The 21,073-nt window shown below is 65.3% G+C and carries 20 protein-coding genes; 8 read left to right on the forward strand and 12 right to left on the reverse strand.

Annotated elements, in window-relative coordinates:
* The first annotated feature begins 16 nt into the window (after positions 1–16).
* Positions 17–1,285 (forward strand): serine hydrolase domain-containing protein, encoded by a 1,269-nt coding sequence (locus I6F16_RS20110; RefSeq protein WP_225115013.1) that lies wholly within the window; start codon positions 17–19, stop codon positions 1,283–1,285.
* Here I6F16_RS20110 and I6F16_RS20115 read toward each other — a convergent pair.
* From I6F16_RS20115 to I6F16_RS20130, 4 genes are all read right to left on the reverse strand, one after another.
* The gene (locus I6F16_RS20115) at positions 1,271–3,733 is read right to left on the reverse strand and encodes an EAL domain-containing protein (RefSeq protein WP_225173961.1); all 2,463 of its coding nucleotides are present in this window, start codon (positions 3,731–3,733) and stop codon (positions 1,271–1,273) included. The two genes, I6F16_RS20110 and I6F16_RS20115, sit on opposite strands and share 15 nt — an antisense overlap.
* Before the next feature lie 248 nt (positions 3,734–3,981).
* Positions 3,982–4,278 (reverse strand): hypothetical protein, encoded by a 297-nt coding sequence (locus I6F16_RS20120; RefSeq protein WP_225151349.1) that lies wholly within the window; start codon positions 4,276–4,278, stop codon positions 3,982–3,984.
* 440 nt (positions 4,279–4,718) lie between these two features.
* Positions 4,719–4,958, reverse strand: a complete 240-nt coding sequence (locus I6F16_RS20125) for a hypothetical protein (RefSeq protein ID WP_225115011.1) — start codon at positions 4,956–4,958, stop codon at positions 4,719–4,721.
* 319 nt (positions 4,959–5,277) lie between these two features.
* A complete protein-coding gene (locus tag I6F16_RS20130) occupies positions 5,278–6,351 on the reverse strand; it encodes a hypothetical protein (RefSeq protein ID WP_109143309.1) in 1,074 nt (357 codons plus the stop codon).
* Positions 6,352–6,598: 247 nt separating this feature from the next.
* On the opposite strand from I6F16_RS20130, the gene I6F16_RS20135 reads away from it, so the two are divergent.
* Positions 6,599–7,672, forward strand: a complete 1,074-nt coding sequence (locus I6F16_RS20135; protein WP_036015237.1) for a patatin-like phospholipase family protein — start codon at positions 6,599–6,601, stop codon at positions 7,670–7,672.
* On the opposite strand, the gene I6F16_RS20140 is transcribed toward I6F16_RS20135, so the two are convergent.
* Together I6F16_RS20140 and I6F16_RS20145 are read right to left on the reverse strand one after the other, a co-directional pair.
* Positions 7,673–8,101 (reverse strand): CBS domain-containing protein, encoded by a 429-nt coding sequence (locus I6F16_RS20140; RefSeq protein ID WP_036015240.1) that lies wholly within the window; start codon positions 8,099–8,101, stop codon positions 7,673–7,675.
* A gap of 188 nt (positions 8,102–8,289) precedes the next feature.
* Entirely contained in the window at positions 8,290–9,108 is an 819-nt protein-coding gene (locus tag I6F16_RS20145) for a rhomboid family intramembrane serine protease (protein ID WP_036015285.1), read from the reverse strand.
* 450 nt (positions 9,109–9,558) lie between these two features.
* Between I6F16_RS20145 and I6F16_RS20150 the strand changes: the two genes are divergently transcribed.
* The 3 genes from I6F16_RS20150 to I6F16_RS20160 all read left to right on the forward strand — a co-directional run bounded on the left by I6F16_RS20150 (position 9,559) and on the right by I6F16_RS20160 (position 11,968).
* Entirely contained in the window at positions 9,559–10,113 is a 555-nt protein-coding gene (locus I6F16_RS20150) for a PAS domain-containing protein (RefSeq protein WP_036029643.1), read from the forward strand.
* A gap of 135 nt (positions 10,114–10,248) precedes the next feature.
* On the forward strand, positions 10,249–11,382 hold the full coding sequence (locus tag I6F16_RS20155; RefSeq protein WP_225115095.1) for a DJ-1/PfpI family protein: 1,134 nt from the start codon (positions 10,249–10,251) through the stop codon (positions 11,380–11,382).
* Positions 11,383–11,461: 79 nt separating this feature from the next.
* Positions 11,462–11,968, forward strand: coding sequence for a GNAT family N-acetyltransferase (locus I6F16_RS20160; RefSeq protein ID WP_225115086.1), 507 nt, complete (start codon positions 11,462–11,464; stop codon positions 11,966–11,968).
* A gap of 45 nt (positions 11,969–12,013) precedes the next feature.
* On the opposite strand, the gene I6F16_RS20165 is transcribed toward I6F16_RS20160, so the two are convergent.
* The 3 genes from I6F16_RS20165 to I6F16_RS20175 all read right to left on the reverse strand — a co-directional run bounded on the left by I6F16_RS20165 (position 12,014) and on the right by I6F16_RS20175 (position 15,162).
* A complete protein-coding gene (locus tag I6F16_RS20165) occupies positions 12,014–12,241 on the reverse strand; it encodes a hypothetical protein (RefSeq protein WP_225115087.1) in 228 nt (75 codons plus the stop codon).
* A 115-nt stretch (positions 12,242–12,356) separates the two neighbouring features.
* The gene (locus I6F16_RS20170; protein ID WP_225115088.1) at positions 12,357–12,842 is read right to left on the reverse strand and encodes a phasin; all 486 of its coding nucleotides are present in this window, start codon (positions 12,840–12,842) and stop codon (positions 12,357–12,359) included.
* A gap of 394 nt (positions 12,843–13,236) precedes the next feature.
* Positions 13,237–15,162, reverse strand: coding sequence for a DEAD/DEAH box helicase (locus I6F16_RS20175; protein WP_225115089.1), 1,926 nt, complete (start codon positions 15,160–15,162; stop codon positions 13,237–13,239).
* 271 nt (positions 15,163–15,433) lie between these two features.
* Between I6F16_RS20175 and I6F16_RS20180 the strand changes: the two genes are divergently transcribed.
* Positions 15,434–16,174, forward strand: a complete 741-nt coding sequence (locus tag I6F16_RS20180; protein ID WP_225115090.1) for a metallophosphoesterase family protein — start codon at positions 15,434–15,436, stop codon at positions 16,172–16,174.
* 6 nt (positions 16,175–16,180) lie between these two features.
* Here I6F16_RS20180 and I6F16_RS20185 read toward each other — a convergent pair whose 3' ends face one another.
* The 3 genes from I6F16_RS20185 to I6F16_RS20195 form a co-directional block, all read right to left on the reverse strand.
* Complete coding sequence (locus I6F16_RS20185; RefSeq protein ID WP_036015254.1) at positions 16,181–16,603, reverse strand: VOC family protein; 423 nt, start codon at positions 16,601–16,603, stop codon at positions 16,181–16,183.
* A 107-nt stretch (positions 16,604–16,710) separates the two neighbouring features.
* Complete coding sequence (locus I6F16_RS20190; protein ID WP_225115091.1) at positions 16,711–17,193, reverse strand: DUF5680 domain-containing protein; 483 nt, start codon at positions 17,191–17,193, stop codon at positions 16,711–16,713.
* Positions 17,194–17,196: 3 nt separating this feature from the next.
* A complete protein-coding gene (locus I6F16_RS20195; RefSeq protein ID WP_225115092.1) occupies positions 17,197–18,348 on the reverse strand; it encodes a zinc-binding dehydrogenase in 1,152 nt (383 codons plus the stop codon).
* A gap of 196 nt (positions 18,349–18,544) precedes the next feature.
* On the opposite strand from I6F16_RS20195, the gene I6F16_RS20200 reads away from it, so the two are divergent.
* Positions 18,545–19,483, forward strand: coding sequence for an acyl-CoA desaturase (locus I6F16_RS20200; RefSeq protein ID WP_225115093.1), 939 nt, complete (start codon positions 18,545–18,547; stop codon positions 19,481–19,483).
* 267 nt (positions 19,484–19,750) lie between these two features.
* Entirely contained in the window at positions 19,751–21,001 is a 1,251-nt protein-coding gene (locus I6F16_RS20205; protein WP_345960993.1) for an MFS transporter, read from the forward strand.
* Positions 21,002–21,073 lie beyond the last annotated feature (72 nt).

Here is a 21,073-nt window from a genome sequence, read left to right on the forward strand (position 1 = left end):
AGGGAGGAAGGTGCGGATGAGACGCCGTGAATTTCTGGTCGGGGCCGCGATGCTCGCCGGCACGATGGCGCGAAGCCGGGCCGCGGACATCCCCGCCCCCTCGCCCGACGGCCTCGACCGCATCACGGCGTACTTCGACAATGAGGTGGCAAGCGGCCGGCTGCCGGGCGCGGTGATCCTCGTTCAGCAGCACGGCAAGCCGGTCTACCTGAAGTGCTTCGGCGTGCGCGACACCAGGAGCGGCGTCGCGATGACGCCGGACACGATCTTTGCCATCCACTCCATGACCAAGCCGATCACGTGCCTTGGCGCGATGATGCTGATCGACGAGGGCAAGCTCGCGCTGACCGACCCCGTGTCGAAATACGTCCCGCTGTTCGCCGAGACCAAGGTGGGCCGCGAGGTGACCCTACCAGGCGGCACGGTCGAGCTGGACCTCGACCCACCGGACCGCCCCGTCAACATCGAGGATCTGCTGCGGCATACTTCGGGCATCAGCTACGATTACATCGGCAGCGAATGGGTCGAGCACGCCTACAAGATGGCCAACATCTTCGCGGGCCATTTCGACAACAGGGAATTCGCCGATCGCATCGCCAAGTTGCCGCTGGCGCGGCAGCCCGGAACGCTGTGGCGCTACGGCCATTCCACCGACGTGCTCGGCAGCGTCATCGAGATCATCTCGGGCCAGACGCTGTACGACTTCCTGAAAGCCCGCATCTTCGATCCGCTCGGCATGAACAGCACCAAATTCGCGCTCGCGACCGAGGACGAGCTGGCGCGGATGGCGCGGCCGCTGCCGAGCGACTCAATCCTGCTCGCCGGCGAGCGCGACCGCCTGGACCATCCGGAATGGCAGTCGGGCGGCGGCGGCCTGCTCTCGACCATCACCGACTATCAGCGCTTCTCGCAGATGCTGCTCAACGGCGGCGAGCTCGAGGGCAGGCGCTATCTCAGCCCCGCCGCGTTCAAGGCCATGACGACCGATCAGATCGGGCCGGGCTCCGGCGTCGGACGTGACTATTTTTATTTTCCAGGCGACGGCTTCGGCTACGGCTACGGCCTTGCGGTGCGCACCGATCCCGGCAATGCAAAACCGCCGCCGCCGGGCTCGCTCGGCGAATTGAAATGGGACTCGGGGAGCGGCACCTATTTCGGCGTCGATCCCAAGCTCGACATGGTCTATGTCATGATGCAGCAGACCCAGAACGAGCGCGGGCGCATCACCCCCGCGTTCAAGGCGCTGGTCTACGATTGCTATCCGCCCGCATTACGCCGCCCGTGAGGTGCGCTGGCCGAAATCGGCGAGGAGCTCTCCGATCTCGGCCGCCGGCCGCGCGGCGCTGAACAGAAATCCCTGCACCTCGTTGCAGCCTTCCGCGCGCAGCCAGTCGAGCTGATCCTCAGTCTCGACGCCTTCCGCGGTCGTGGTGATGTTGAGGCTGCGCCCCAAACCCGAGATCGCGCGCACGATCGCACCGCAGTCGGGCCGCTCAGCCAGATCCTTGACGAAGGAGCGGTCGATCTTGATCTTGTCGAACGGAAAGCTGCGGAGATAGCTCAGGCTGGAATAGCCGGTGCCGAAATCGTCCATGGAAATGCCGACGCCGAGCTCGCGCAACTGGTGCAAGGTGGCGACATTGGCGTCGGTCTCGGCCAGGAAAATCGACTCGGTAATCTCGAGCTCGAGCCGCTTCGGCGACAGGCCGGACTGCGCCAGGGCCGAGATCACGACCTGGACCAGGTTGCGGCTGCGGAATTGTGCCGGCGACAGGTTGACGGCGACCTTGACGTCGACGGGCCATTTCACCGCCTCGGTGCAGGCTTCGCGCAGCACCCATTCGCCGAGCTGGGTGATCAGGCCGATGTCTTCGGCGACGGGGATGAACTCCGCGGGCGAGATCATGCCCTTGTCCGGATGACGCCAGCGCAGCAGCGACTCGAAGCCGGAGATGCGGTCAGAGGCGATCGACACCAGCGGCTGATAGTGCAGCTCGAACTCGCCATTGGCGAACGCCCGGCGCAGATCCAGCTCCATGTCGCGGCGCCTCTGCGCCTGGAGGTCCATCTCACGCTCGAAGAAGTGGTGCACGCCGCCGCCGTCGGCCTTGGCCCGGTACAGCGCCATGTCGGCATTGCGCATCAACTCTTCCGGCGTGGTGCCATCGCCCGGCGACAGCGCGATGCCAACGCTGGCACCGATCACCATCTCCTGTCCGTCGACGTCGTAAGGCGCCTTGAGCATGTCGATCAGCAGGGAGGCACAGGCGCTGGCCTCGTTCGGCGAGACGTCGGCAGCCAAGATGACGGCGAACTCATCGCCGCCGAGCCGCGCGGCGAGATTGGTGCCGCGGACCGCTATGGTCAGGCGCTCGGCGACCTGCTTCAACAGGCGATCGCCCACCGGATGACCGAAGGAATCGTTGATGTTCTTGAACAGGTCAAGATCGATGTAGAGCACGCCGACCCGTTTTCCCGCGGCCTGGTCCAGCGCCTGCTTCAGGCGCTCCTGGAAGTGCTCGCGGTTCGGCAGGTCGGTGAGCCCGTCATGATGGGCCATATAGGCGATGCGCGCTTCGGCCTTGCGTCGTTCGGTGATGTCGACCACCGCCACCAGATAGCCGTCGCGCTCGTCGAAGGCGACGCGACGGCCGAAGGTGAGCACCTCGATCTCGCTGCCGTCGGCGCGCAAGTGTCGCCAATTGCGCGAGGAGTGGTAGGCGTCGCCGAGGCGCTCCAGCGCCGCGGCGTGGCTGTCCCACTCGTCCTCCGGCCATATCTCGTGCAGCTTCATGCGCAGGAAGGTCGCGCGGCTGTAGCCGTAATGCTGGACCGCGGCGTCGTTGACGCTGAGGAACTCCTTGGTCTCTGCGTCGAACACCCACATCGGCATTGGATTGTTGTCGAACAGGAGGCGGAACGAGGCATCGCGCCGCTTCAGGACGGTGACATCGGAGATGGTCAGCGAGACCACGTCGGCAAAGGCCGTGGCGCTGAGCCTGAGGTAGCGTCCCTCGCTCTCCAGCTCGAGCTGCTCGCAGCGGCTGCCCGAAACGGCCTTGAGCAGGAATTCCATCACCTCGGGGAAAGCCAGCAGCGTGCCGCCTTCGCCGATCCGCCGCCACAACAGGCTTGCGCCTGCAACCTTCAGCAGCTCACCCGCGCTCTTGTTGTGGTGCACGACCTGAAGGTCGAACGGCTTGCCGGCGGCATCGCGCAGCGTCGCCAGCGAGACCACGGCGTCGTCGGTCGCGGAAAAGATGGCGTCGAGGAGATTGTATTGCGCGCCGCGCTCGTTGACATAGGCGCCGATCAGCGTCGCGCCCCAGCGCGAGGACGTCGGCAGCGCCAGCACGTCGTAGGTCCTGACCATGCCGTCGCGCACGCAATGCGCGCTCGCCCGGTGCGGCCGTCCGGCCGCCAGCGCGCTCGCCGCCGCTTCCGACAGCGCCGTGGCGCAATCGGGCGACAGCTCGGCTAGGGGAATGTCCCAGCGCTCCTCGCCGAGCCATTTCTGCACGTAGCGTCCGCTGCGCGACAGTTCGAGCACGCCATCGTTCTTCAAGAGCGCGATGTGGTCGGCGAGCCGTCCGAGACTGCCGAGCATGACGTCCTCGTAACGCGGTAACCGCTCGCCCGGCTTCAACGCCGCACGCCATTTGCGCTGAAGCACCGGGATGTCGTCGAACATTTCGGCGGCCGGTTTTCCCGGCATCTTCTTCGCGGCAGTCATTGCAGTCCCCAACGCACTTTCCCGCCGCATCCAATGCAGGCGCGCTTAACGACGTGTAAAAAGCGCGCAGGCGCGGGTTCCATTCAGCGATTATGACAGTTTTAAGTCAGGTGTTGGTTAGTGGGCGTTAGAGACTGTGACGGTTGCGCGAAGGCGATGCTCTCGTGTCCCGGACGCGACGAGTAAGCGGTGCGGCGCAGAGCCGGGGCACGAGAGCGGAGCTTTGGCGCGCACCTGCCTCAACACCTTCATTGCGAGCGCAGCGAAGCAATCCAGAATCTTCCGCGGATGCATTCCTGGATTGCTTCGCTGCGCTCGCAATGACGGAGTGTGTGGTGGGCAGCGCCGTTCTTCAATTCGCATTTCGCTTGCAGACACGCTTCCGCATCCTCGCGGCATTTCTCGCCCGAGCTTTGCTTCTCGCTCACCCTCATAATTGAAAGAGGGCGCAGGGAAGACCGGGTGCCGGCCGGGCACCCACGGTCCACTGTGCGAAAGGTGGCAACGAAGAATTTGCACAGCGGCATACAGGTGAAGCCAAACATCCGGCCTTCCCTGCGCAGTGGCTTTACGGCTTATGTCGTGCTCTCCCCGGGGAGCGATGCACTATTGCCCCCGTCGCCTTGCGGATTGCTGACGCGTGGGCCCGGTTGGGCCGCTCACATCACCACAAGACTTGGCGCACAGACCCCGGGCGCCAGGACCACACGATTTTGCCGTACGCCGATGACACCGGTGGTATGCGCGAGGTCTTTGCTCACGGCTCTCGCCCTGCAAACCCTTTCGCGCCAACGCCATCAGCGTCCACCGCCCCCCGTCCCGCGTTCGTGACGATCGCGATACGCCCCTCTTCCTTGGGCCGGGTTGCGCGACACATACGCGATTTCCGAATTTCGGTAAAGCGGAATATTTTCGTCCGCGTGCGTTGACCTAGCGCTCGCGTGTTTTGCCCGTCGGGCAACGCAAGGGATGGTGGCCTACCCCGCTAATCCTCGCTGGAGGCCGCCGAGCGGTTGCGCAAATAGGCCTGGGACAGCAGGAAGAACAACGCGCGTTCGCCCTGATATTTGGCGGACGGGCGCGTGCGCTCGAAGCCGTCGGCAAATATCTTGCCGGACTGGTCGCACACCTGCCACCGCCAGCCGAACCGCTTGCGCCTGGTGAGGATCACTTCGAACATGTCGACAAGCCTGGTCCCCTGCTCCATGCCGGTCCTGCAAGGCATGAGCCTGCTCCGGCTTCCCCCCCGTTGGACGGACGCCAGACATATAGCGCAGCAGGATGGAAAGAGAATAAAATTGATTATCGGAAATACGTACCGTCCACGATCGTAAGCAAGACGCGCTGCTGCTGGAATAAGCCGATGCCGCCGGTGTTTGCTGGCCCCTGCACGTAATGATGACGCTACCAGTGTTCACAACAGAACACGGAGAGGGGTCCGAGGTTACCTGGCAGAAACCCACTGACGGCGACGGTAACAGAAGATGCACATCCGTGCGCGCGATGAGAATCGTCGTGCCGGAGCCTCTCGCCGCCGGCTGCCCTTAGCGCGCGATGACCTCGACTTCGCCGTCGACGCCGTTGACGACGTTGAATCCGCGCTCGTAGACCTTGCCCTCGTTCTTGGCGATGGCGCGGTACTCGCCTTCGGACAGCACGACGCGCGGGAACGCGCCGATCGATTCCTTGATGACGTCGCCGCCGGGGGTCAGCACCGACCAGGCGGTGTTGGCGAGCGCCTCGCCGCCCCTGTCGCTGACCAGCTTGAGCGTGATGACGGCGGCGCGGTGGGTGATGGTGACGTCGGTGAGCTTGCCGGCCTGGACGCGGATGTCCGAGCGCACCACCGAATTGGCATCGCCGTAGTTGGAGACGATGTAATAGGTGCCCTCCGGGATCAGCACGACGTCGCCGGCGGCGACGTTCGGCACCAGGGAAGCGCGCTCGCCGGATTCGAACTGGCTGCCCTTGTAGATCGCGAATGAGATCTGGTTCTGCGGAATGCGGCTGGTGCCGACGCGGCCCTCGATGCGCAGGCCGCCGGCCGGCAGCACGAAGGATTCGCGATTGGTCTCGGACTTCAGGCTGACGGTGCGCACCGCGCTGACGAGGCCGAAGGCGACGTGGACGACATAATTGCCGGGCGGCAGCACGATGTTCGGCGTCCCGCTGCGGTCCTCGCGGATCAGCTTGAAGGTGCCGTTCTCGTCAGGCCGGTCGGCAAACACGCGCCAGACCAGGCCGCTGGTGATCGGCGCCGAGTCCTTGCCGTATTTCGCCGTCAGCGACAGCACGCCCTGTCCGGGCACGGCCGCATTCAGCGGGGCGGCGGGCGGCACGGTCGAGACAGCGGGCGGTGGCATGCTCGGGGTCGCCGGCTGCATCAGGGTCGGCGGCAGGCTTGGCGGTCCCGCGCCCAGCCCGGAGGGCGGCGCCAGGCTGACAGCGTTGCCTGGGTCGGGCACCGAGGCCGGCGGTACCGGCGGCGGACGATCCGAGAAAAGCTGCGCCTGGGCGGCATTTCGGCCGGAAGTAAAGAGGCATACGGCAAGGACGAGCGCCGGCAGCAGCCTGCTGCTGCGCCGCCATCCGCCGATGCCGTCACCCCCGCGTGTCATGCTTCCTGCTTTTCACCGAAAACGCGGCAAATTCAAGCCTCTGAAACCCCAGGAAATACGGCCCTGGACCTTCGGTGGAACCGGCTTGACGGCTGCGTGATTAGTCCCGTGGCAACCGGCCCTCGCCATATTCCTGCCCCGTGCCCTTTCCAAAGCGGCATAAACCATGCTTCGCGCCTGATATGGCGAAGCGCAAGTGCGATGCCTAGTCTGACGATGCGGGCTGGCCCGGCGTAGGAGAGTTTCGGTGCTGGACAGATTGAAAGGCCGGGGCGCGAACGGCTCGAACGGCGAGAAAGTGGGCGAAAAAGTCGGCGAAAAAGTTGGCTTGGGCAGCATCCGCCGGCCGGTGATCGGCCTTGCCCTCGGCGGCGGCGCGGCGCGCGGCTTTGCCCATATCGGAATCCTGAGGACCCTGATTGCCAATGGAATCGTGCCCGATGTCGTGGTCGGCACGTCAATCGGCGCCGTGGTCGGCGGCCTCCACGCGGCCGGCCGGCTCGATACGTTCGAGGAATGGGGGCGCAGCCTGCAAGGGATGCGCAACATTCTCGGCTATCTCGATATCCGTCTCAACGGCTCCGGCCTGCTCGGTGGCGAGAAGCTCGCGACCCGGCTCGAGGAGGCGATCGGGCAGATCCTGATCGAGGACCTGCCCATCAAGTTCGCGAGCGTCGCGACCGAGGTTCGCACCGGCCACGAGATCTGGCTGACGCGCGGCCGCGTGGTCGATGCCATGCGCGCCTCATACGCCCTGCCCGGCATCTTCGCGCCCGTGCTGATCGGCGACCGCTGGCTGGTCGACGGCGCGCTGGTGAACCCGGTGCCGGTCTCGGCCGCCCGCGCGCTCGGCGCCGAAATCGTCATCGCCGCAAATCTTTCCAGCGACATCTTCACCCATTCCACCACGATCTATTCGCACGGCGCAGTGCCCGCCCCGGTCGTACCGGTGGCCGAGGAGCCGACGGCGAAGCGGCGCTTCCCGCGCCTGTTCTCGCCCGAGAAGACGATGAAGCGCGAGTTCTTCGGCGGTAACGGCCGGCCCGGCATCTCCTCGGTGATGGTGGACGCCTTCAACATCATGCAGGACCGCATCACCCGCGCCCGTCTCGCCGGCGATCCGCCCGACATGCTGATCACGCCGCGGGTCGGTCAGTTCGGCTGGTTCGACTTCCACCGCTCCGAAGACCTGATCGCACATGGCACGCGCGCTGCGGAGCGTGCACTGGAGTCCATCCAGGAGGCGATCCACGTGCTGGCGCCGGCGCCCGCGGGCATCGCGCCGAAAGCGGACGAGCCGAAAGCGGGAGACTTGGCCTGATCAGGCAGTCTTGATGTAGTCGCGCAGGGCTTCCTGCTCGCTCTCGTATTCCTGGACGCGGCGCTTGACGATGTCGCCGATCGAGATCAGGCCGACCACCTTGCCGTTGTCGATCACGGGCAGATGACGGAACTTGCCGGTCGTCATCATCTCCATGAGCTCGGCGACGGTGTCGGTCTCCTTGCAGGTCACGACCTTGCGGGTCATCACCTCCGAGACCGGCGCCTCCAGCACGCCGGCGCCGCGCTCGCCGAGCACGCGCACAATGTCGCGCTCCGACAGGATGCCCTCGAGCCGGCTCTGGCTCATCACCAGCACCGCGCCGATCTTCTTCTCGCCGAGCAGCTTGATCGCGTCCGCCAGCTTGGCATCGGGCTCGACGCTCATGATCTGGTGGCCCTTGGTGTTCAGAATGGAACGTACCGTCATTGTCGCCTCCCTGAATCCGAGCCGTCCGCCTTTGGCGGTTCGGACTTGTTCGCGAGTCTTCAACTAACAGTTACAGCGCCGGTTTCACGCTCGTGCGCTTTGCGAAGCATCTTCGCTAAGGACGTGTCGCTTTGGAACATTCTTCGCGGGAATGATGGATGAATTCGGGCCGCGTCGCAAGCGCCGCTTCAGATACGATCTGAAACGTCCCGTGATGACGCATCCGCAGCATCGCTTCGCACGCGCGGCACGGGATCGAACAGCGCGAACAACAACAGGCCGGCGAAGAAGCCGCCGATATGCGCCTGCCAGGCCACGCTCGTGGTTTCCGCATCGACCCCGATCGCGCCCACGCCGAAGATGATGTTGATGCCGAACCAGACGGCGAGGAAGCCGACCACCCGCCCGTCGCGTAGCGCGCGCGACAGCGGCAGCGCCGGAACTTTCGCGGCGGTATCGGCATCCGATCGGCTGAACGACAGGAAGCTGCCGCGGACGAAGGCAAAGCGGATTGCGGCTGCCATCGCGCCCGACACTGAGGCCGAGGCGCCGATCATCGGCGCCACCGCATGCTCATGGGTGATGAGATGGGCGAGCGCGCCGGCCGCCGCCGTCACGGCCAGGAAGACGAAGAACCTGACGGTGCCGAAACGCCGCGCCAACGCGCTGCCGAACGGCAAGAGCCACAGCACGTTGAAGCCGAGATGGGTGAGATTGGCGTGCAGCAGCGAATAGGTGACGAAGGTCCAGACCTTCGCCCCCGCCCCGCCCGGGATCTGCAGATTGAGCAGCGAGGAATCGTAGCGCTTCGGGATGAAGCCGAAGACGTCGATGGTCCAGTTCTCGAGCTCGGGCGGTAGCAGCACGTGCAGATGGATCACCGCCAGCAGCAGGATATAGGCGGTCAGCGCCGGAGGCAGCGTCAGGATCGGCTCGCGCGGAGCCTCCACGACGGCCGGCGGGCCCGGCTCAGGACCTTGCGGCGACGAATCTTGCGGGGAATCCAAGGCAGCTTCGCTTTCGGGCGACATCGGGGCGACAGACTTGGAGATAGGCGCCTTTGCCGTCCCTGCGCAAGTGCACAAAAGGAAAAGGCAGGGCCGAAGCCCTGCCTGTCCGTGTCGGTCTTCCGGTGGCCGGAGAGATAAGGCGTATCCCCACCCCTCCCCGCGGCCCGTGACCAAACTGTTTGACGCCCTGTACAGGCCCCGCCGAGAACCTGGAGAAAAGCGGCGAGGCTTGCGACCGCGGTCACCATAGCAGGCGCGCGGCCGGCACGAAGCGCATAGTTAATTTAACGTTAACGACGTAAAGGCCGGCCCAAGAAGCCTCAAAACGCGCCGGCGGCATGGACGCTGCAAATCCCCTCCTGCACAACAACAGAAGGGATCGCGGGTGCACTGAAGCGGGACAAGTCTGTCCCTTCGAGGTTGCACCCCCGGGGCGAGCGTTCAGTCATGAAACATCCGTCGAGCCGCGCGTTCTTCGCGTATTGGGACAAGAAGCGCGGCACTGCACGGGCTCCTGACCGGGCCGACATCGACCCGGCCGCGGTCCGCGGCCTGCTCGGCGACATCTTCGTGCTGTCCTGCGAGCCGAACCTCGGCTTCCCGTTCCGCGTCGCCGGCACGCGCGTCTGCGCGCTCGCGGGAACCGACCTCAAGGACCGCAGCTTTGCGGCGCTGTTCACAGAAGCAAGCCGCAGCGAGATCGAGGAAATCACGACGATCGTCGCCGACGAGACGCTGGGCGCGATCGCCGGCGTCACCGCCGCGCGCGAGGACGGCAGCAAGGCGCATCTCGAGCTCCTGTTGCTGCCCTTCAACGCCCGCCCGCATACGCCGGTCAGCGTCACCGGCGTGCTCGCGCCGTTCGACGACGAATGCGGCACGTTGTCCGCCTTCACCCTCACTTCCTGGCGCTACCTGCACCAGCCGGAGAAACTCCTGCCGCGCGCCATCCGCAAATTGCAGATCGCGCGCGGGCTGATGGTGTATGAGGGGCTGCGATAGAGCCTCTGCAGACGTGCGGCGATCCTGCGATGGATCGCCGCGCGGCATGACCGTTTTTGCCGGATTTGCGTCATTCCTGACGTCGATGCGACCGGATAGCTTCCGCGCCGCGTGAGACGAGCGGGTGACATCATGATGAGCTGGCGCAATCTGGCGTGGACTGCCCTCGGCGGCATGACATTGCTGGCAGGGATCGGCGCGACCTGGCTGCTCCTGCTGCCAGCCGCGCCAGCCTCGGGACCCGCGCCTGCGATTTCCAGAGACGAAACCGAATCGACCCTGGCGGCGCTGAAACCGCCGAAACGCAAGCGACCCTTGATCGCCATCGTCGGCATCAACGACATGAGCGAGACCACCGATTACCTGATGCCCTACGGCATTCTCGCCCGCGCCGACATTGCCGACGTCCTCACCTTGTCGACGCAGCCAGGGCCCGTCACGCTCTATCCCGCCCTCAAGGTGCAGCCGCATGCGACCATCGCCGAGTTCGATGCCGCGCACCCCGATGGCGCCGACTACGTCATCGTGCCGGCGATGAGCCGCGACGACGACGCAACGGTCTTGCACTGGATCAGGAGCCAAGCCGGCAAGGGCGCGATTGTGATCGGCGTGTGCGTCGGTGCCACGGTTGTTGCCAACACCGGGCTGCTCGACGGCAAGCGGGCCACGACGCATTGGTATTCCGTGGGTGATCTGAAGAAGCATTCGACGATCCGCTACGCGGCGGACCGCAGGCTGGTCGTCGACCAGGGCGTCGCGACGACCACTGGCATCACCGCATCCATGCCGATGGCCCTCACCTTGATCGAGGCGATCGCCGGCCGCGCCAAGGCCGAGGCGGTCGCCGGCGACATCGGCCTTGCGCGATGGGACGCACGCCACCGCAGCGACGCGTTCAGCTTCACACGCCCCTTCGCGCTGACGGCGATCGCAAACACGCTCGCATTCTGGAAGCGCGAGCAACTCGGCATCGCGTTGACGCCTGATGTCGACGAGGTCTCGCTCGCCCTGATCGCCGATGCGTGGTCGCGCACCTACCGCTCGCGCGCCCTCACCTTCGCCGCCACGGCAGAGGCGCGGACCAGCCGCAGCGGTCTTCGCATCCTGCCGGACCGCATTGCCGGGAGCTGGCCGGCGGAGCAGGCTGTGCCGGATTCCGGCGCCTCGCCGCCGGCGCGGGCGCTGGACGAAACGCTGCGCGCGATCGAGACGCGCTATGGAGCACGCACGGCCGACTTCGTGGCGATGCAGCTGGAATATCCGCGATAACGACCGCCAGGATCTTTCCCGCTGCGCGCATCGCCGCGGCGGAATAGATTGGAAGGACACCACGGAACGACGGATCGACATGAGCAAGCCGCATTGGCGTCCCGCGCGCGCCTCCGACCTTCCTGCGATAAGCGCGATTGCGGCACGCATCCATCCGGCGTTGCCCGAACGCGAAGAGGTGCTGGCGGAGAAGATCAGGCTTTGCCCGGAGGGCTGCGGCGTGCTCGATACGGACCAGGGCATCATCGGCTACGGACTGGCACATCCCTGGATGCGGTACCGAATTCCGCCGCTCGACGGCTTTCTGCAAGCATTGCCCGCTCGCGCCGACTGTCTCTACATCCACGACGTCGCCGTATTGCCGGAGTTCCGCGGCGGCGGCGTGCGCGCTTATGTCGGTGATATCGAGAAGCTGGCGCGTGCATCACGCATCAGAACGCTCGCGCTGGTCTCGGTCTACGGCACGCCGCCGCTATGGGAACGCGTCGGCTTTCGGACCGTGACGGCGGACGCCGAGTTGCACGCAAAGCTCGCATCCTACGGCGACGGCGCGACCTACATGCTGCGCGACCTCGCCGCGACGTAATGCCCGTCCCCGGGCAAATTGATCGGATTGCTTCGCAGGACGCCGTCAGGCTGCTTCTTCACGCCGCCCCCGCGCGGAACGACTGCCTACCCCCGGACTTCCCGTTTCGTAGACCCAGGCCTCCTTGGCAAACCACTCGTGCGTTGCCGCACACATCTCGCAATAGGTGCGAGAGAAGAACACTGCACTGCACCGAAATCGTTCGCGGTCCATCTCGATGCCGGTCGAAATGGCTCGGCCCGTTTCCGGGCACTTGATCATCACCATACCCATCTGATTTCCTCCAGCTCGGCATCCCTTCACGGAAGGGCGTCGCCGCCATCAGCCGGATGGCGTCTCTTCTGGCGAAGACGCTCGTCCGCCGATTCACGCGGCCGATAGCCTCGATTCAAGCTGCCCTGTGCAGAACCCGGTTGAAGCTCTTCTTGATCGGCTCGGCCGTCTCGGTCGCAACCTTCTGAGCAAGGTCCCAAAGCTCCCGGTTATGCCCGGAAGCCATTTCAAAGGTCCTGCGGCTGTGGGTGGTGGAGAGGTTCACGACATCCGCAAACGACCTCGCATCGGCGAGTTGGGACAGGAATTCCAGGGCGGAGCTGGTATTGATTTTCGATATTTCGATGACCTTGGTGCCGTAGTCGGCGGCACGCGTGGCATTGGTCGCACAGGCTTCGCGGAAAGCGTCGGTGATCTCCTCGGAAGCCGCCTTCATCTGCTCGAGATTTGCCTTGGCCCGCGCGGCGCCCTGCTCGGCAAGATCACCGAAGATCTCCTGGATATTGAAAAACGGCACGTCGAACTTGAGCCTTGCACCACCATTCCCACCCGCGGGAGTGGCATTCGTCTCGGCTTTCACATTGGCATCATGCATCGTCATTCCATCCTTTCACGCGAAACCAGATGTTGGATTGAAGACTCTCAGAAGCTCCCCGGTGCGGGCCGCACCGGGAAACCAGTGCCCCTACTCTCAAAATGGAGGGATGCTGCTGATGAGCTGCTCTCGCCCCCCTGCCGATGCCAACTATGACCAACCAGGATCGGACCTTCAGTTCGCTTTCAGACTCTCGACTTGATTAAATTCGATTCAAGCGACGCCTCGCCGCAGGCGCCGCTCTTGCCGCTTTGAGTTTGCCGAAAAGGATTCTGCCAACTCGAGAAGGCGCGGGCTCGCAGGCGCGTCCGGATGGCACCATGTTACTGATTGATTGCGCCATAGCGCACCGCGCGAGCCTTCGGCGGCGTTAGTCTGGCCGGGGCCGGAAAGCGGCAGATCAGCCCCGACGCTTCTTCTTCGCATTTTTCTCGGGCGCGCCCTTCGCAGGCCACGGCGTGACCGAAGGCTCTGCATGGCCGGGCTTGTTCTTGTGCTTCTTTTTCTTTGCGAAAGAAGGCGCATCGCCGAGTTTCGGCGCGCGCTCGCCGTGAGGCTTGCTGCGCGGCTTGAATCCGGCTGCCTCGCGCGGGCGATCCTCGCGCCGTTCATGATGAGCGCCGGCCTCGCGCTGCGGCGCGCGGGGGCGCTCCTGAGGAGCGTCTTGCCGGTGAGGCGCATCCGTCATCGGCTCGATCCGGATGCTGTCTTCCTTGTCGGGACGCTTGATCTTCGCCGCAAAGGATTCGGCGACCCGCTGGGAGATCTCGAACTCGGTAGTGGTGTCCATGATCCTGATGGCGCCGATGTCGCGCTTGTCGATGCCGCCGCGGCGACAGATCATCGGCAGCAGCCAGCGCGCTTCCGCGTTCTTGCGGCGCCCGATGGCGGCGCGAAACCAGACGCTGCCATCCGCCATGGCGTGCTTCGAGGATTTCCCAGCCTTCGACCGCGGCTTGGCGCGGTCCTCGCCCTGTTCGGACCTATCACGCCCGCGTTCCGGCCTGCCGCTTCGCTCGCCGGGATCGATGATGTCCTCTGGCGACGGCAGCCGCGCGCGATAAAGCCGCGCGAGCGCGGCGGCGATGTCCTCGGCCGAGCGCTCGGCCAATAGCGATTGCGCCAAAGCCAGATCGTCGGGACCAGTCTCCTCCGTGAACAGCACGTCCTTCATGCGCGCATGATCGAGCTTGCGAATGTCTTCCGCCTGCGGCGCCGTGCCCCAGACCGCGTCGACCCCTGCGAGATCGAGCAGCAGCTCGGCGCGCCGCCGCCGCGTGGGCGGCACCAGCAGGACGCTCGTCCCCTTCCGGCCCGCGCGCCCGGTGCGGCCCGAGCGATGCTGCAGGACCTCGGCGTCGTTGGGCAAATCGGCATGGATGACGAGGTCGAGGCTCGGCAGGTCGATGCCGCGGGCGGCAACGTCGGTCGCAACGCAGACGCGGGCGCGCCCGTCGCGTAGCGACTGCAGCGCCAGGGTGCGTTCGTTCTGCGTCAATTCACCCGACAGCGCGACCACCGAAAAGCCGCGCTCCAGGAGCGCGGCTTGCAAATGCCTGACAGCATCGCGCGTGCTGCAGAACACCAGCGCGCTCGGCGCCTCGTAGAAGCGCAGCACGTTGACGACGGCATGCTCGACGTCGGCGGGCGCGATGCGGATCGCGCGGTATTCGATATCGGCGTGGCCGCCCTCGTCGCCGGCGACCTCGATCCGGAAGGCGTCGCGCTGATATTGCCGCGCCAGCGCGACGATGCCGCGCGGAAACGTCGCCGAGAACAGCAAGGTGCGGCGCGTCTGCGGCGTGGTCTCGAGGATGAATTCCATGTCCTCGCGAAAGCCGAGATTGAGCATCTCGTCGGCTTCGTCGAGCACAACCGCGGCGAGCTCGGAAATGTCGAGACGGCCGCGCCGCAGATGATCGCACAGACGCCCGGGGGTGCCGACGACGATATGCGCGCCGGCGGCGAGCTCGCGCTGCTCGCGCCGCGGATCCATGCCGCCAACGCAAGAGACGACACGCCCGCCGGCATGCCCATAGAGCCAGGCCAGCTCGCGCTGAACCTGGAGCGCGAGTTCGCGGGTCGGCGCCACGATCAAGGCGAGCGGCGCGGCCGCTGGTGCGAACTGCTCGGCGTCATCGAGGATGTTCTTTGCGATGGCCAAGCCGTAAGCGACGGTCTTGCCGGAACCGGTCTGGGCCGAGACCAGGAGGTCGCGGCTGGTGGCTTCATGGGCGAGCACCGCGAGCTGGACGGGCGTCAGTGAATCATAGTTCCGCTCGGCCAAAGCGCGGGCGAGCGGCGGGGTCAGGGCCGGAAGAGACACGAGATGGGAAACCTTGTTTGATTCAGGCGCGCAAACGGTGAACCGGCGCCCCGAGCTGCGTGCGCGGCAAACGGCCCGACCGCACGCTGATTTGATCTGGGCGCTCTTTACGCCAAGCGCCCGGAAATCACCATAGCCGTGATGCATGGCTTGACGGCGAGCCGCGCCTGAAGCTTGCAGCGGATTTTTGCGGCCAGCTCGATTAACCTTGGCGCGGCGGGATCGGCCTATAGCCGAGCCACGCTCAGGTCTGGCGATATGGGGAATAAAGATGCGATTGGCGGTCATTTCCGACATCCACGGCAATCTCGCCGCGCTGGAGGCGGTGCTGGCGGATATCAAGACGCGGGGCGTCGATCGGATAGTCAACCTCGGCGACTGCGTCACCAGCCCGTTGTGGCCGAGGGAAACGTTCGAATTCCTCCAATCGCTGTCGTTGCCGACCGTGCGCGGAAATCATGATCGCTGGATCGAGGAGTTTCCGGACGACAAGCTCTCGCCGGCAGGTCTGTTTGCGCGAAACGCACTGACTGCAGAGCAGCGCCGCGCGCTTCACAACCTGCCCTCCCAGCTGCGGCTGGACGACGGCATCCTGGCCTGCCATGGCACGCCCGACAGCGATACGGCGTGCCTGCTGGAGGACGCACTCGACGACGGCCGCTTCGTGCCGGCACGCCGCGACGTGCTGGAAGCACGCCTTGCGAGCGGGCCGGCGGCGCGCGTGGTGCTGTGTGGCCATAGCCACCGCCCGGCCGTCGTTCACGGGCCGCGCGAATGTCTGGTCCTCAATCCCGGCAGCGTCGGATGCCCTGTTTTCGCTGACATTCCCTTTGCCGCGAAACTGGAACACCGCTCGCCTCACGCCCGCTACGCGATCCTCACCAAGGGCAAAAGGGGCTGGCAGGTCGAGCTGCTGGCCCTCGAATACGACTGGGAGGCCGCCTCGGCGCGCGCGCTCGCCAACAACCGTCCGGACTGGGCGCACGCCATGTTGTCGGGATACGTCAAATAGAATTTCTCAGATCTCGGCGTACACCTCCAGCAGATTCCCGTCGGGATCGCGGAAGAACAGCGTGCGATGGCCGAAGGGCTGGTTGGTCGGCGGTGACAGCAGCGCTACGCCTTGCCGCACGAGTTCATCGGCGCACGCGTCGACCTCTGCAGCAGAGACCTTGAAGGCCAGCTGCAGCGAGGCGCTGCCCGCTGGCGTCGGCGCATCGCTGGCGGTGCGGCTCGGCCTTGCCAGCACCAACGTGTTGCTGCCGAGGCCGTACTCGATCCAGTTCGGCGACAGCTCGCGCGAGAGCGGAAAGGCGAGGACGTCTTCGTAGAAGCGGCGCATCGGCGCCATGTCGCGCACGAAGATGACCGTGTAGTCGATCGCGCGGATGGCGTGGAAGGGCGATTGTCGGGCTGGTTCGGGTGTCTTTTCGTCGGTCATTTCGTCGCTCGTTCCAGGCTCCGACTTTTAGCCCGCATGGAGCAAAGCGGAATGCGGGACGGACGTCCCCGGATTACGCTCGGCTCCACCCGGGCTACGGATTTTGTCTATCGCAGCAGGCCGCTACCATAGCGCAGCTCATAAAGCGGTGTACCATCCTGCCGGGCAATCGTCTCCACACCGTGGACGCGATCGATACCGCCTTCGATCTCGTTGCGGTACGCCATGCCGTCCTGCTCGAACAGGCGAGGTCCCCGGTAAGGCTCTTCGACGCCGACGCGCAGCAACGCCTGGCGCAGGAATTTGTAGATGGCGAGGAAGATCTCCCGCTCCGTGATCTCCGCACGAACGCCGCCGCTGTAGCTCATCGACCAGATGACGCGTTCATCCCGCGACACGGTCTCCTGCCCGACGAAGAAGCCCATCCCGAAATAGATATCGCGATAGGCATAAGGCGGCGCGTGATGCTCGAGCTGCTTGGAGCCGGTAAGCAGCGGCGCAGCAACGGTCGCATCGTCATCGAGACCCGCATAGGTGCGGCGTTTGGCTTCGACCAGGAACGCCGCGAGATCGTGAGGCGCGGACGGCATCGTCTACTCCACCAGCTCCGGCCACGGCACGATCGTCGCCTTCACCGTCTTCATCGCCATTGCGTCCTGCACGGCCTGCGCGACGCCCGCTTCCGTGAACGGGTAGATCGTCTGCATTTTCAGCCACGGGTATTTGTCACGGGTGCGGTAGAGCATGTCGACGCCGAGCGGGAGGTCGTTGCCGGTGAAGCCCCAGGATCCCAGCACGTTGAGATCCTTGGTGCAGATGCGGTGCCAGGAGGTGTCGATCGAGCCGGCGTCGGTGAACTGGCCCATCTCGACATAGGTGCCGCCGTCGCGCAGCATCTCGATGCCTTCGGGGCCGGCTGAGGGGTGGCCCGAGCAGTCCATCACGAGATCGGCGCCGAAGCCGCCGACGATCTCGCGGACGCGCGCAATGCGATCCTGCGGTGATTTCAGCTCCTCGATGTTCACGGTCGCCTCGGCGCCGAACTCACGCGCCAGCTTGAGCCGCGGCTCCTCCGGCGCGCCGACGCAGATGATGCGCCCCGCCCCCATCTCCCTGGCGGCCGCGACCGCCAGAATGCCGATCGGGCCGGAGCCCTGGATCACCACGGTGTCGCCCCAGCTGAATCCGCCGGCGCGGGTCGCACGATTGAAGGCCCGAATGCAGGAGGTCAGCGGCTCCGACAGCGCACCCAGGCGCAACGACATGTCGTCCGGCAGCTTGTAGATCTTGGTGCCCGGCAGCATGTCGAGATCGACATAGACATATTCGGCCCAGCCGCCCCACAAATGCGGCGCCTTGTCGAAGCCGAGATAGCGGCCGTAATAGACCGGCGTCAGGCATTTGTTCGCGGTTTGCGGATAGTGGATGCAATAGTAGCAGCGGCCGCACGGCATCAAGGGCGGGATCATCACTTTCGATCCAACTTTGAGCGGCTTGCTCATGAAATCTTCGGTGAACTCGTCGCCGCATTCGACGATGACGCCGCCGAGCTCGTGTCCCAGCGTGAACGGCCAGGGCAGCGGCTTCGGCCAGTGCCCCTTGAGGATATGGAGATCGGTGCCGCAAACCCCGCAGGCGCCGACCTTGATCAGCGCAGCCTTGCGGCCGACCTTCGGCCACGGCACGGTGCGGATCACGGGCTCCGAGCCGGGACCTGCGTGGGTGCAGACGCGGATTTGTTGCATGGCTGTTTCCTCGCTGCCCGCTTGTTGTGTTTTGATCGTGCGGGCCTGCGATCAACCTATGACAGCCCTGCGACATTGGAAATACCAACGCGGCGCGTTGACACGCCGCAGTTGTGTGAGCAGGCTGCGTGTGCCGGAGCGATGCCTGCTTCGGACCTGCGCGGCTCCTCGCGCCGCGGTCAGCCGGGATCATCAGATGGATTTGCGACCGGGTTCGGAACGAATTTTTGTCGCCTCTGACACCGATCCGGTAGACGGATATGTGCAATGGGCGCCGCAGAAGTCGCTGTGGCTCGCGGGCATGACGACGGCCGCCATCGCGCTTGCGCCGCTCTGCTTCTCCTGGTCGGCATTCGCACTCTTCCTCGCAGCGAGCGCCGTCACGCTCTGCGCGGGGCACTCCGTCGGCATGCACCGCAAGCTGATCCATGCGAGCTACGACTGCCCACTCTGGCTGGAACATCTCTTCGTCTATCTCGGCACGCTCGTCGGCATGGCCGGGCCGTTCGGCATGATCCGCCTGCACGATTTCCGCGACTGGGCGCAGCGCCAGCCCGCGTGCCATGAATATTCCCGCCACGGCGCCGGCTTCTGGCGCGATGCCTGGTGGCAATTGCATTGCCGGCTGGTGCTGCGCCATCCGCCAAGATTCCGGCTCGAGCCGCCGCTTGCCAGTGACCGGTTCTATGCCTTCATCGAACGCACATGGATGTTGCAGCAATTGCCCTGGGCCCTCCTCTTCTTTGCAATCGGCGCGCTGGACTGGCTGGTCTGGGGCATTTGCGTGCGCGTCAGCGTCTGCGTCACCGGCCACTGGCTGGTCGGCCACTTCTCCCACACAAGCGGCGATCAGATCTGGAGCGTCGATGGCGTCGCGGCCCAAGGCTACAATGTCCGCCTCGCCGCGCTGATCAGCATGGGCGAGAACTGGCACAACAACCATCACGCCTATCCGGGCTCGGCGAAGCTCGGACTTTTGCCGGGACAGGTCGATCCCGGCTGGTGGCTGATCCGATCACTCGAAGCGATCGGGTTGGTCTGGAATGTCAGGACGCCGCACAACCTGCCGGAGCGGCCCGGCTTGCGGCGATTGACCGAGGCGAAACGGGACGATGGGGTCGCCGATGCTGCGTGATGATCGCGATGGTGACGTCGATGCACTACAGGCGCCGTCATTGCGAGGAGCTCTTGCGACGAAGCAATCCAGAATCCCTCAACAGGGCAGTCTGGATTGCGTCGCTGCTCCGGCTCGACGAGAGCGGGCCGGAGCTCGCAAGGCTTGCACCTGAGATCACGGAGCCTCGTGGCAAGAGTGAATGGCTGGTGTTCCAGCACGCCCAATTGTCTTGAGCGCCGGCCGGCGAGCGTGTAACTCGCCACGAGTCTCACCTCAGGTCATCCCGTGAATCCGCTTCCCCAAAATCCCGTGGCCGCGTCCGGATCGTTCGCGGCGATGAGGTCCGTGCCCTACCGTCTCCAGTTCGCCTCTTACGTGCTGGCGATGATGGCCGACAATATCGAGCATGTGATCAGCTATTGGGTGGTGTTCCAGAAATTCCATTCGCCGACGCTGGGCGGGTTTGCCGTGCTGTCGCACTGGCTGCCGTTCCTGCTGTTCTCCGTCGCGGTCGGCGGCCTCGCCGACCGGTTTGATCCGCGCCGCATCATCCAGTGCGGCATGCTGCTGTTCATCGTCGCCTCCGCCGGTTGGGGCTTCTTCTTCCTGACCGATACGATCCAGATGTGGCACGCGATGCTGCTTCTGGTGATCCATGGCTGCGCCGGCGTGCTCTGGCAGACGCCGAACCAGCTCTTGCTCTACGACCTGGTCGGCCCGGCCGACCTGCCGAGCGCGGTGCGGCTGAACGCGATGGCGCGCTATCTCGGCATCCTGGTCGGACCTGCGGTGGGCGGGCTCATCATGCTGACGCTCGGTCCCTCGCACGGCATCATCTTCAACACGCTGTTCTATCTGCCGATGCTGCTCTGGCTGTTCTGGGCCCCGATCAGGGACAAGAGCGTGGCGGCAAGGCGTTTTGCCGTGCGCGGCCTTGCCGACATCGTGCTCACCATCCGCGCGATCGGCACCCAGCCCGTGTTGTCGGCGATGACGTGGCTCGCCGGCCTCACCTCCTTCATGATCGGCAACGCCTATCACGCCCAGATGCCGGGCTATGCCGGCGATCTCGGCCATGGCGATCCCGGCGTCTCCTACAGCGTGCTGCTCGCCGCGGACGCGGCCGGCGCAGTGCTTGCCGCAATCGTGCTGGAATCCTGGGGACGGCTCAAGGGCACCCCGCGCACCGCGATCACGCTGGCAATGCTGTGGAGCGTGGCGCTGCTCGGCTTCGCGCTGGTGCCGGTCTATCCGGTCGCGATCGCGCTATTGTTCTTCGCGGGCTTCTTCGAGCTCTCGTTCAACACCATGGCGCAGGCGCTGGTGCAGCTGAACGCGCCGCACGACATCCGCGGCCGCGTCGTCGGCCTCTACAACATGGCCGGCCTCGGCATGCGCGCCTTCAGCGGCATCACGGTCGGGGTGGCAGGCGCGGCGATCGGCATCCACTGGTCGCTCGGCTTGTCGGCCGCCGTGCTGCTGGCGCTGCTGTGCCTGCTTTATGGGCGCGCCGCGAGGAAGCCGAGCCCCGCCTGAAGGTGTGGCTTTTCGAGCGCATCGTGTCTGTCCGTGTCCAGCGCGCCCGATCCTAACGCGGCATTAACCCTG

Origin of the sequence: Bradyrhizobium sp. IC4060, assembly GCF_020193715.1 — a bacterium.
In the GTDB taxonomy this organism is placed as follows: Bacteria; Pseudomonadota; Alphaproteobacteria; order Rhizobiales; family Xanthobacteraceae; genus Bradyrhizobium; species Bradyrhizobium yuanmingense.